Consider the following 10,009-nt stretch of genomic DNA (forward strand, 5'->3'; position numbering starts at 1 on the left):
GTCCCGTCCATGGCTGTATCCAACCATTCGGTAGGCCGTGTGCCTTTGTGGCGGCCCCAACCGCCACAACGACACACCGGGGGCGAAGCCCCCTAGCAGCACCCCGGAGCGATCGGGCCGCGCACCTCGCGGGTCGCCGCGTTCCGGGCGGCGAGGTCCTCGTCGGCGGGATAGTCCACCCCGACGAGCGACAGGCCGTGCGCCGGCGCGACCGCGACCGACGCCGCGCGTTCGCGTTCGTCGAGCAGACCGGTCATCCACTCCACGGTCCGCCGGCCTTCACCCACCGCGAGGGCCGCGCCGACGAGGCTGCGCACCATCGACCAACAGAACGCGTCGGCGCTCACGTGCGCGGTGAGGATGTCACCGTCCCGGGTCCACTCGTAGCGCTGGAGTTCGCGGACGGTGGTCGCGCCCTCGCGGCGCTTGCAGAACGCCGCGAAGTCGTGCAGGCCGAGCAGCGACGCCGACGCCCGCTGCATCGCATCGAGGTCGACGGCCTTCGGCCACGCGACGGTGTCGCGGGCGCGCAGCGGCTCCGCCCCGTACACGGCGGTGGTGACGCGGTACTCGTAGTGCCGCCGGATCGCCGAGAACCGGGCGTCGAAGTGTTCGGGGGCGATCGAGATCGCGGTGACCCGCACGTCCTTGGGCAGGAAGCGGGCGAGGCGCCGCACCCAACGGGACGGGTCGTCGGGCAGGGCGGAGGTGGGCACGTCGACGTGGGCGACCTGCCCGGAGGCGTGCACGCCGGCGTCGGTGCGCCCGGCAACCGTCAGCAGGACGGGGGTGCGCACGATCGCGGAGAGTTTCTCCTCGATCTCTCCGCACACGGTGCGCAGGCCGGGCTGCCGGGCCCAGCCGGAGAAGTCGGTGCCGTCGTAGGCGATGTCGAGTCGCAGCCGGGTGATGTCCCCGGGCTCGGATGCGGAGAACCCGCCGTCCCCCGAGGGGACGACGGGTTCGTTCGCATCAGCGGATGCCGAAACCAAGTGGACTAGTCCTTCTTGGCCTCGTCGGCGTCGGCGGCCGTCGCGGTGCTGTCCTCGATACCCTCGACGACGGCGTCCGCGTTCTCGACCTCGGCGTCGGTCGCGTCGGCTTCGACAGCCTCGACGACGTTCTCCTCGGCAGCCTGCGAGGCGGCGACGCGGCGAGCGCGATCGGCCTCGGAGGTGACCGTCTTCTCCTTGACGAGCTCGATGATCGCCATCGGAGCGTTGTCGCCCTTGCGGGGGACGGTCTTGATGATGCGGGTGTAGCCGCCGTTGCGGTCCTCGTAGAACGGACCGATCTCCGCGAACAGGGCGTGCACGACGTCCTTGTTGCGGATGACCTTCAGCACCTCACGACGCGAGGCCAGCGTGCCGGTCTTCGCGTGCGTGACGAGCTTCTCCGCGTAGGGACGCAGAGCCTTGGCCTTGGCCTCGGTGGTGGTGATGCGGCCGTGCTCGAAGAGGGCGGTGGCCAGGTTGGCCATGATCGCCTTCTGGTGCGAGGCCGACCCGCCGAAGCGGGCGCCCTTCTTGGGCTTGGGCATGATTTTCTCCTAGTAACGGACCGTGAGCTGCTACAGCTGCTCGGTCTCGGCGTAGTCCTCGTTGCCGTCGGTGTCGCCGAAGGAACCGGCATCGGTGTCGCTCCAGGTACCGGTGGCGGCGTCGTAGCCGGCCACGGTGCTCGGGTCGAACGATGCGGGGCTGTCCTTGAGCGACAGGCCGAGCGAGTGCAGCTTGACCTTGACCTCGTCGATGGACTTCTGACCGAAGTTGCGGATGTCGAGCAGGTCGGACTCCGTGCGTGCCACGAGCTCGCCGACGGTGTGGACACCTTCGCGCTTGAGGCAGTTGTAGGACCGGACCGTCAGGTCCAGATCCTCGATGGGAAGTCCGAAGGAGGCGATGTGGTCGGCCTCGGCGGGCGAGGGACCGATCTCGATGCCTTCTGCTTCGACGTTCAGCTCACGAGCCAGACCGAAGAGCTCCACCAGGGTCTTGCCCGCCGAAGCGAGCGCGTCCCGCGCGGTGATCGAGTTCTTGGTCTCCACGTCGAGAATCAGCCGATCGAAGTCGGTGCGCTGCTCGACGCGGGTCGCCTCCACCTTGTACGTCACCTTGAGCACCGGCGAGTAGATCGAGTCGACCGGGATACGGCCGATCTCGGCGCCGGACGCCTTGTTCTGCACGGCCGGGACGTAGCCGCGACCGCGCTCGACGACGAGCTCGATCTCCAGCTTGCCCTTGTCGTTCAGGGTGGCGATGTGCAGGTCCGGGTTGTGGACGGTGACACCGGCCGGGGGCACGATGTCAGCCGCGGTCACGGTGCCGGGGCCCTGCTTGCGGACGTACATGGTGACCGGCTCGTCCTCGTCCGAGGACACCACGAGGCCCTTGAGGTTCAGGATGATGTCGGTGACATCCTCCTTCACACCGGGGACGGTGGTGAACTCGTGGAGCACGCCGTCGATGCGGATGCTGGTGACGGCCGCGCCCGGGATCGAGGACAGCAGGGTGCGACGAAGCGAGTTGCCGAGGGTGTACCCGAAGCCAGGCTCGAGCGGCTCGATGACGAACTTCGAGCGGTTGTCGGCGATGACTTCTTCGGTCAGCGTGGGTCGCTGCGAAATGAGCATGAGTTGCCTCCTTGTGGGCGTCCGCTATATGACGCCCTCGTGGGATGCGGTGTTCTCCCGGCCGTGACCCCGAAGAATCCGGGTCGGAAGAACACCGCAGCGCATGTGCGCCTTACTTCGAGTAGTACTCGACGATCAGCTGTTCCTGCAGCGGGATGTCGATCTGCGCGCGCTCGGGGAGCTGGTGGACCAGCACCCGCAGACGCGAACCGACGACCTGCAGCCAACCCGGAACCGGGCGCTCGCCCAGGGTCTCGCGGGCGACCTGGAACGGCAGCGTGCTCAGCGACTTCTCGCGGACATCGATGATGTCGTACTGGGAGACGCGGTAGCTCGGGATGTCGACCTTCTTGCCGTTCACCAGGAAGTGGCCGTGCGTGACGAGCTGACGTGCCTGACGACGCGTGCGGGCGAGGCCGGCACGGTAGACGACGTTGTCCAGACGCGACTCGAGGATGGTCAGCAGAACCTCACCGGTCTTACCGGGACGGGAGGCGGCTTCCTCGTAGTAGCGGCGGAACTGCTTCTCCATGATGCCGTAGGAGAAGCGGGCCTTCTGCTTCTCCTGCAGCTGGAGCAGGTATTCGCTCTCCTTGATCCGCGCGCGGCCGTGCTGGCCCGGCGGGTAGGGGCGACGCTCGAACGCCTGGTCGCCTCCGACGAGGTCGACGCGGAGACGACGCGACTTGCGGGTAACGGGACCGGTATAACGTGCCATTTTCTAGTACCTATTCCTTTCCCGTTAGACCCGACGCCGCTTGGGCGGACGGCAGCCGTTGTGCGGCTGGGGGGTGACGTCGGAGATGGTGCCGACCTCGAGGCCCGCGGCCTGGAGGGAACGGATCGCCGTCTCGCGGCCCGAGCCCGGGCCCTTCACGAAGACGTCGACCTTCTTGACACCGTGCTCCTGCGCCTTGCGGGCGGCGTTCTCGGCGGCGAGCTGCGCGGCGAACGGGGTCGACTTGCGCGAGCCCTTGAAGCCGACGTGGCCGGAGGACGCCCAGGAGATCACGTTGCCCTGCGGGTCCGTGATGGACACGATCGTGTTGTTGAAGGTGCTCTTGATGTGAGCAGCGCCGTGCGGAACGTTCTTCTTGTCCCTGCGCCGTGCCTTCTGGGTCTTCTTCGGACCGGTGCTGCGTGACTTGGGAGGCATTACTTCTTCTTTCCTGCGACGGTGCGCTTCGGACCCTTACGGGTGCGGGCGTTGGTCTTGGTGCGCTGTCCACGCACGGGCAGACCACGACGGTGTCGCAGGCCCTGGTAGCAGCCGATCTCGATCTTGCGGCGGATGTCCGCCTGGACCTCGCGGCGGAGGTCACCCTCGACCTTGTAGGACTCCTCGATGTACTCGCGGAGCTTCGCCAGGTCCTCGTCCGAGAGGTCCTTGCTGCGCAGGTCCGGGCTCACGCCGGTTGCCGCCAGGATCTCCTTGGAGCGGGTACGGCCGATGCCGTAGATGTAGGTCAGTGCGATCTCCATCCGCTTTTCGCGGGGAAGATCGACACCTGCGAGACGTGCCATGAGTGGCATTCCTTTTCGGTGTGCGGAGGTCTGCTCCCAGCCCGTCCCCTGCGTCGAAGAAACTGTGTGTCGACAAACACAGTGGGGCCCCGGCCTCCGAACCGGGGGTTGATCGCACAGCTTCCCGACGAATCGGGAATCGTAACCGTGCGACTGGTGCTGGAAGGTCTTCGTGCTCGTTGCCGAGCTGCTTGTTGCCAAGCCGATCTTCGCGAAGAAGAGTCGATCTAGCCCTGACGCTGCTTGTGACGCAGGTTCTCGCAGATCACCATGACCCGGCCGTTGCGGCGGATCACCTTGCACTTCTCGCAGATCTTCTTGACGCTAGGCTGAACCTTCACGTGCGTCCGATCTCCTGTATGTACGCCCCCGGACACGGCAAAAGACCGTGTCGAAGACATGGTTCTCCCCGACCGTGTAGCCGGGGAAGCTCTTACTTGTAGCGGTAGACGATGCGTCCGCGCGACAGGTCGTAGGGGGAGAGCTCCACGACAACCCGGTCCTCGGGCAGGATGCGAATGTAGTGCTGGCGCATCTTGCCACTGATGTGAGCCAAGACCTTGTGACCGTTCTCGAGCTCAATGCGGAACATCGCATTGGGCAACGGTTCGACAACACGGCCTTCGACCTCGATTGCCCCGTCTTTCTTAGCCATATCCTCCGCGATCCGTCGTTCGGTGTGTGGTTGCATCGGCATCCGATACCGTGACGCTCGGCGAGTCCCGGTTCACGGGCAAGCCGATCACCGGAGCGCAGAGCGCACCACCGATCAATCGTACGGGAAGTTTCCCACCTGGCCAAATAAGCCGACATGAGGAGGACCGCGGGTGCGGGCACTGGTTCAACGGGTCACGACGGCGGCGGTGTCGGTGGACGGCACCGAGGTCGCGCGCATCTCCCCCGCCGAAGGCGGACACGGACTGCTCGTTCTCGTCGGCGTCACGCACGACGACGACGCCGCGAAGGCCGCGACCCTGGCCCGGAAGGTGTGGACGATGCGGATCCTCGAGGACGAGAGATCCGCGTCCGATCTGGGTGCTCCGCTGCTGGTCGTCAGCCAGTTCACGCTGATGGCCGACACCCGGAAGAGCCGGCGCCCGTCGTGGTCGGCGGCGGCACCGCGTCCGGTCGCCGAACCTCTCGTCGACGAGTTCGTCGCGGCCCTGCGCGCTCTCGGAGCCGAGGTCGCCACCGGAGTGTTCGGCGCGCACATGGAGGTGAGCCTCGTCAACGACGGCCCGGTGACCCTCCTGCTCGAGGTGTGAGCCGCCTCCCCCATCCGAGCGAATGTACCGTTCGTCTCCTTCAATCGATCGAACGGTACATTCGGTCGGAAAAGCAGGGCTCTGCGATTACTCGGGGCGGAGCGTGAGGATGCGCGGCCCGTCCTCGGTGACCGCGACGGTGTGCTCCCAGTGCGCGGCCCGGCTGCCGTCGGTGGTCACGACGGTCCACTTGTCCTCGAGCACTTCGGTGTCGTACGTGCCGAGCGTGAGCATCGGCTCGATCGCGAGCACCGATCCGACGACCAGACGCGGACCCTTGCCGGGCGCGCCCTCGTTCGGAAGGAACGGGTCCATGTGCATTTCGCGGCCGATGCCGTGACCGCCGTATCCGTCGACGATCCCGTAGCTGCGGCCGTGCAGCTTCTCCGCGGCGTGGGTGCCGAGTTCGATCGCGTGCGAGACGTCGGTGAGCCGGTTGCCGGGAAGCATCGCGGCGATGCCGGCCTCCATCGACAGCCGCGTCGCCTCGCTCAGATCGGCGTCGGCCTGCGACAGCTCACCGACGCCGAACGTCCACGCCGAATCGCCGTGCCATCCGTCGAGAATCGCCCCGCAGTCGATGGACACGAGGTCGCCCTCGGCGAGGATGTCGTCGGCGGACGGGATGCCGTGGACGACGCGGTCGTTCACCGACGAGCAGATCGAACCGGTGAACCCGTGGTAGCCCAGGAACGACGGGACGGCCCCCGCATCGCGAATGACCGCCTCCGCCACCCGGTCGAGCTCGAGGGTGCTGACACCGGGCTTCGCGGCGTCGCGCACCGCGACGAGCGCGGCCCCGACGATCGCGCCCGCAGCCGCCATCGCGTCCAGTTCACCGGACGTGCGGAACGGGACGACCTTGCGCTTGCGCCCGAAACCCATGTCGAACTCCTCGGTCCTGCTTGTTACTTGCCGAGCGCAGCGAGTGCGCGGGCGTTGATCTCCTCGACCTCACCGACCGCATCGACCGTGACGAGCGAATCGGCGTAGTAGTCGAGCAGCGGCGCGGTCTCCTCGCGGTACACCCGGAGGCGGTTGCGGATCACGTCTTCCTTGTCGTCGGCGCGACCGCGGGCGAGCATCCGCTCGACGACGATATCCTCGTCGATCTCGAAGGACAGCACGCCGTCGAGGGCGGTGTCGAGATCCTTGAGGATCGACTCGAGTTCGCGGGCCTGCTCCACGCTGCGGGGGAACCCGTCGAGCAGGAAGCCGTTCGCCGCGTCGGGCTCGGCGAGGCGAGCGCGCACCATGTTGTTGGTGATCTCGGCGGGCACGAGCTCGCCGGCGTCGATGTACTTCTTGGCCTCGACGCCGAGCGGGGTGCCCTGGCCGATGTTGGCGCGGAAGAGATCGCCGGTCGAAATGGCAGGGACGCCGAGCTTCTCCGACAGGATTGCGGCCTGCGTGCCCTTGCCGGCACCGGGAGGACCGAGGAGTACAAGTCTCACTTGAGGAACCCTTCGTAGTTGCGCTGCATGAGTTGACTTTCGATCTGCTTGACAGTGTCCAGCGCGACACTGACGAGAATGAGCACCGCTGCGCCGCCGAAGATGCTCGACGCGGTCTGGCCACCGGACAGGAAGAAGTGCGGAAGCGTGGCGATGAGACCCAGGTACAGCGCGCCCGGCACGGTGATGCGATTGAGCACGTACGTGAGGTAGTCCGCGGTGGGTCGGCCGGGACGGATGCCGGGGATGAACCCGCCGTACTTCTTCATCTCGTCGGCGCGTTCCTCCGGATTGAAGGTGATCGCGACGTAGAAGAAGACGAAGAACACGATCAGCGCGAAGTAGATCGCGATGTAGACGGGGTTGTTCGGATTGACGAGGTACTCGTTGATGAACCGCTGCCACCAGCTCGGATCGGTCGCCGTGCTCGCACCGGTGAGCTGCGCGATGAGGTTCGGCAGGTACAGCAGGGACGACGCGAAGATCACCGGGATGATGCCGGCCTGGTTGACCTTCAGCGGCAGGTAGGTCGACGAGCCGCCGTACATGCGGCGCCCGACCATGCGCTTGGCGTACTGCACCGGGATCCGCCGCTGGCCCTGCTCGACGAACACCACGCCGGTGATGATCGCCAGCGCGACGACGCACACGATCGCGAAGACGAGGCCGCCGCGGGATTCGAGGATCATGTTCCCCTCGGACGGCAGGCGCGAGGCGATACCGGAGAAGATCAGCAGCGACATGCCGTTGCCGACACCGCGCTCGGTGATGAGCTCACCGAACCACATGACCAGCGCCGCGCCCGCCGTCATCACGAGCACGATGACGACCATGCCGAAGATGCTGTCGTCGGCCAGGATCGGTTCGGAACATCCCTGCAGGAGCTGCCCTCGCGCGGCGAGCGCCACGATGCCGGTCGACTGCAGCACCGCCAATGCGATCGCCAGATAGCGGGTGTACTGCGTCATCTTCGCCTGACCGGACTGGCCCTCCTTGCGGAGTTCCTCGAACCGGGGAATCACGACGGTGAGCAGCTGCACGATGATGCTGGCCGTGATGTACGGCATGATGCCGATCGCGAACACCGACAGCTGCAGCAGCGCGCCGCCGGAGAACAGGTTGATCAGCGAGTAGATGCCCGCCTGTTCGCCTCCGGAGATCTGGTCGATGCAGGCGCGGACGTTTCCGTAGTCGACGCCCGGGGACGGCAGCGTCGCACCGAGCCGGTACAACGCGACCAGTCCGATCGCAATGAGGATCTTCCGCCTCAGGTCCGGGGTCCTGAGGGCCGAAACGAAGGCGGAAAGCAAAGATCCTCCTGGCAGGCCGGGCGGGGACGACGGGTCATGGGTACCACCCGTCGGACGGTGGACAACTCTTGAACTCTAACAGTGCGGCCCGGTGAGGCGACCACGCGAGGGGGCCTCGCACAACACCGGGCGCGTGGCCCGATACAGGGCCACGCGGACGCAAGGACGTGCCCGTAAGGGTACGTCAGCAACTCGAAACGACGAACGGCCGCACCGCAGCGGTAGCTGCAGCGCGGCCGTTCGAGAGCCGTGCACGGGCACGAGCGAACAGGTCAGGCCTGAACGGTCGCGGTGCCGCCGGCTGCGGTGATCTTCTCCTTGGCGGAGCCGGAGAACTTGTCCGCGGTCACCTGAGCGGCCACGGAGATCTCGCCCTCGCCGAGCACCTTCACGAGCTGGTTCTTGCGAACCAGGCCCTTGGCGACGAGCTCGTCGACGCCGATGGTGCCGCCCTCGGGGAACACACGAGCGATGTCGCCGACGTTGACGACCTGGTACTCGGTGCGGAAGGCGTTCTTGAAGCCCTTGAGCTTCGGAAGCCGCATGTGCAGCGGCATCTGGCCACCCTCGAAGGCCGCCGAGACGTTCTTACGCGCCTTGGTGCCCTTCGTACCGCGGCCTGCGGTCTTGCCCTTCGAACCTTCACCGCGGCCGACGCGGGTCTTGTCCGTCTTCGCGCCCGGAGCGGGGCGCAGGTGGTGCAGCTTGATGGTCATTCTCAGACCTCCTCAACCGTGACGAGGTGACGCACCACGTTGATCAAGCCGCGGTTCTGCGCGTTGTCCTCACGCACGACGGACTGGCGGATCTTCCGCAGGCCGAGGGTGCGCAGGCTGTCACGCTGGTTCGACTTGGCGCCGATGGTGCTCTTGATCTGGGTGATCTTCAGCTCTGCCATTAGTTCACGCTCCCAGCAGCCTGTGCACGCGCACGCAGCATGCCGGCCGGAGCCACGTCCTCGAGGGCCAGACCGCGGCGAGCCGCGACTTCCTCCGGACGCTGCAGCTGCTTGAGGGCAGCCACGGTCGCGTGCACGACGTTGATGGCGTTGTCGGAGCCGAGCGACTTCGACAGGATGTCCTGGATGCCTGCGCACTCGAGCACGGCACGCACCGCGCCACCGGCGATCACACCGGTACCGGGGCTGGCGGGACGCAGCAGGACGACACCTGCAGCGGCCTCACCCTGCACCGGGTGGGTGATGGTCTTGCCGATGAGCGGGACGCGGAAGAAGCCCTTGCGAGCCTCCTCGACACCCTTCTGAATGGCCGCGGGAACTTCCTTGGCCTTGCCGTAGCCGACGCCGACCAGGCCGTTGCCGTCGCCCACGATCACCAGAGCGGTGAAGCTGAAGCGACGACCGCCCTTGACGACCTTCGACACACGGTTGATCGAGACGACACGCTCGATGTAGTTCGACTTCTCGGCGGCGGCGCCGCCACGCGAGTCGCGATCGCGGCGGTCGCGACCACCACGGTTGTCCCCGGTGTTGGGGCCACTCTGTCCGGCGGGGCCGTTGCCGCCGTCACGCCGCTGACGTCCCGGCATCAGGCGTTCCTTCCGTTCGAAAAAATGGTCATCAGAACTTCAACCCGCCTTCGCGAGCCGCGTCCGCGAGGGCCGCGATGCGGCCGCTGTAGGTGTGGCCGCCGCGGTCGAAGACCACAGCTTCCACGCCCGCAGCCTTCGCGCGCTCGGCGATCAGCTGACCGACCTTGGCGCCACGGGCCTTCTTGTCGCCCTCGAGGGCGCGGACATCGGCTTCGATCGTCGACGCAGCTGCGATGGTCGTACCCGTCAGGTCGTTGACCAGCTGCGCGTGCA

16 protein-coding genes are annotated in these 10,009 nt (G+C 66.7%); 1 reads left to right on the plus strand and 15 read right to left on the minus strand.

From position 1 onward, the window contains the following. Positions 1-92: 92 nt before the first annotated feature. The 8 genes from truA to infA form a co-directional block, all read right to left on the minus strand. Positions 93-992, minus strand: coding sequence for a tRNA pseudouridine(38-40) synthase TruA (truA, locus tag I0Q12_RS28650; protein WP_231611645.1), 900 nt, complete (start codon positions 990-992; stop codon positions 93-95). A gap of 5 nt (positions 993-997) precedes the next feature. Next, the gene (rplQ, locus tag I0Q12_RS28655; protein WP_197257025.1) at positions 998-1,540 is read right to left on the minus strand and encodes a 50S ribosomal protein L17; all 543 of its coding nucleotides are present in this window, start codon (positions 1,538-1,540) and stop codon (positions 998-1,000) included. Positions 1,541-1,570: 30 nt separating this feature from the next. Then, positions 1,571-2,632 carry a DNA-directed RNA polymerase subunit alpha gene (locus tag I0Q12_RS28660; RefSeq protein ID WP_197257027.1) on the minus strand — a complete coding sequence of 354 codons (1,062 nt, stop codon included), beginning with the start codon at positions 2,630-2,632 and terminating at the stop codon, positions 1,571-1,573. A gap of 112 nt (positions 2,633-2,744) precedes the next feature. Then, a complete protein-coding gene (gene rpsD, locus I0Q12_RS28665; RefSeq protein WP_197257035.1) occupies positions 2,745-3,350 on the minus strand; it encodes a 30S ribosomal protein S4 in 606 nt (201 codons plus the stop codon). Between the two features lie 24 nt (positions 3,351-3,374). After that, entirely contained in the window at positions 3,375-3,788 is a 414-nt protein-coding gene (gene rpsK / locus I0Q12_RS28670) for a 30S ribosomal protein S11 (protein WP_006554585.1), read from the minus strand. Further along, the gene (gene rpsM / locus I0Q12_RS28675; protein ID WP_197257037.1) at positions 3,788-4,156 is read right to left on the minus strand and encodes a 30S ribosomal protein S13; all 369 of its coding nucleotides are present in this window, start codon (positions 4,154-4,156) and stop codon (positions 3,788-3,790) included. The genes rpsK and rpsM overlap by 1 nt, the downstream gene beginning before the upstream one ends. A gap of 227 nt (positions 4,157-4,383) precedes the next feature. Further along, on the minus strand, positions 4,384-4,497 hold the full coding sequence (rpmJ, locus tag I0Q12_RS28680) for a 50S ribosomal protein L36 (RefSeq protein WP_003938068.1): 114 nt from the start codon (positions 4,495-4,497) through the stop codon (positions 4,384-4,386). A 92-nt stretch (positions 4,498-4,589) separates the two neighbouring features. Next, positions 4,590-4,811: a translation initiation factor IF-1 gene (gene infA, locus I0Q12_RS28685; RefSeq protein WP_003418601.1), complete on the minus strand. Its 222-nt coding sequence runs from the start codon at positions 4,809-4,811 to the stop codon at positions 4,590-4,592. Between the two features lie 172 nt (positions 4,812-4,983). Between infA and dtd the strand changes: the two genes are divergently transcribed. Next, entirely contained in the window at positions 4,984-5,421 is a 438-nt protein-coding gene (gene dtd / locus I0Q12_RS28690) for a D-aminoacyl-tRNA deacylase (RefSeq protein WP_197257039.1), read from the plus strand. A gap of 87 nt (positions 5,422-5,508) precedes the next feature. Here the strand turns inward: dtd and map are convergent, their stop codons facing one another. From map to I0Q12_RS34205, 7 genes are all read right to left on the minus strand, one after another. Beyond that, positions 5,509-6,306, minus strand: a complete 798-nt coding sequence (map, locus tag I0Q12_RS28695; RefSeq protein WP_197257041.1) for a type I methionyl aminopeptidase — start codon at positions 6,304-6,306, stop codon at positions 5,509-5,511. Between the two features lie 23 nt (positions 6,307-6,329). Beyond that, positions 6,330-6,875: an adenylate kinase gene (locus I0Q12_RS28700; protein ID WP_197257043.1), complete on the minus strand. Its 546-nt coding sequence runs from the start codon at positions 6,873-6,875 to the stop codon at positions 6,330-6,332. Next, entirely contained in the window at positions 6,872-8,185 is a 1,314-nt protein-coding gene (gene secY / locus I0Q12_RS28705; protein WP_197257045.1) for a preprotein translocase subunit SecY, read from the minus strand. The genes I0Q12_RS28700 and secY overlap by 4 nt, the downstream gene beginning before the upstream one ends. Before the next feature lie 272 nt (positions 8,186-8,457). Further along, a complete protein-coding gene (gene rplO, locus I0Q12_RS28710; protein WP_068163632.1) occupies positions 8,458-8,901 on the minus strand; it encodes a 50S ribosomal protein L15 in 444 nt (147 codons plus the stop codon). Between the two features lie 2 nt (positions 8,902-8,903). After that, positions 8,904-9,083 carry a 50S ribosomal protein L30 gene (gene rpmD, locus I0Q12_RS28715; RefSeq protein WP_006554593.1) on the minus strand — a complete coding sequence of 60 codons (180 nt, stop codon included), beginning with the start codon at positions 9,081-9,083 and terminating at the stop codon, positions 8,904-8,906. Then, the gene (rpsE, locus tag I0Q12_RS28720; protein ID WP_197257047.1) at positions 9,083-9,733 is read right to left on the minus strand and encodes a 30S ribosomal protein S5; all 651 of its coding nucleotides are present in this window, start codon (positions 9,731-9,733) and stop codon (positions 9,083-9,085) included. The genes rpmD and rpsE overlap by 1 nt, the downstream gene beginning before the upstream one ends. A gap of 31 nt (positions 9,734-9,764) precedes the next feature. Continuing rightward, the coding region (locus I0Q12_RS34205; RefSeq protein WP_231611646.1) for a 50S ribosomal protein L18 at positions 9,765-10,009 on the minus strand (245 nt) is incomplete at its 5' end.

The sequence above is a fragment of the Rhodococcus sp. CX genome, assembly GCF_015865005.1.
In the GTDB taxonomy this organism is placed as follows: Bacteria; Actinomycetota; Actinomycetes; order Mycobacteriales; family Mycobacteriaceae; genus Rhodococcus.

What these genes read in the sequence shown, in the direction of transcription:
- rplQ (WP_197257025.1), bottom strand. Translation starts at nt 1,540, where the DNA reads ATGCCCAAGCCCAAGAAGGGCGCCCGCTTCGGCGGGTCGGCCTCGCAC.
- I0Q12_RS28660 (WP_197257027.1), bottom strand. Translation starts at nt 2,632, where the DNA reads ATGCTCATTTCGCAGCGACCCACGCTGACCGAAGAAGTCATCGCCGAC.
- rpsD (WP_197257035.1), bottom strand. Translation starts at nt 3,350, where the DNA reads ATGGCACGTTATACCGGTCCCGTTACCCGCAAGTCGCGTCGTCTCCGC.
- rpsK (WP_006554585.1), bottom strand. Translation starts at nt 3,788, where the DNA reads ATGCCTCCCAAGTCACGCAGCACCGGTCCGAAGAAGACCCAGAAGGCA.
- rpsM (WP_197257037.1), bottom strand. Translation starts at nt 4,156, where the DNA reads ATGGCACGTCTCGCAGGTGTCGATCTTCCCCGCGAAAAGCGGATGGAG.
- infA (WP_003418601.1), bottom strand. Translation starts at nt 4,811, where the DNA reads ATGGCTAAGAAAGACGGGGCAATCGAGGTCGAAGGCCGTGTTGTCGAA.
- map (WP_197257041.1), bottom strand. Translation starts at nt 6,306, where the DNA reads ATGGGTTTCGGGCGCAAGCGCAAGGTCGTCCCGTTCCGCACGTCCGGT.
- rplO (WP_068163632.1), bottom strand. Translation starts at nt 8,901, where the DNA reads ATGACCATCAAGCTGCACCACCTGCGCCCCGCTCCGGGCGCGAAGACG.
- rpmD (WP_006554593.1), bottom strand. Translation starts at nt 9,083, where the DNA reads ATGGCAGAGCTGAAGATCACCCAGATCAAGAGCACCATCGGCGCCAAG.
- rpsE (WP_197257047.1), bottom strand. Translation starts at nt 9,733, where the DNA reads ATGCCGGGACGTCAGCGGCGTGACGGCGGCAACGGCCCCGCCGGACAG.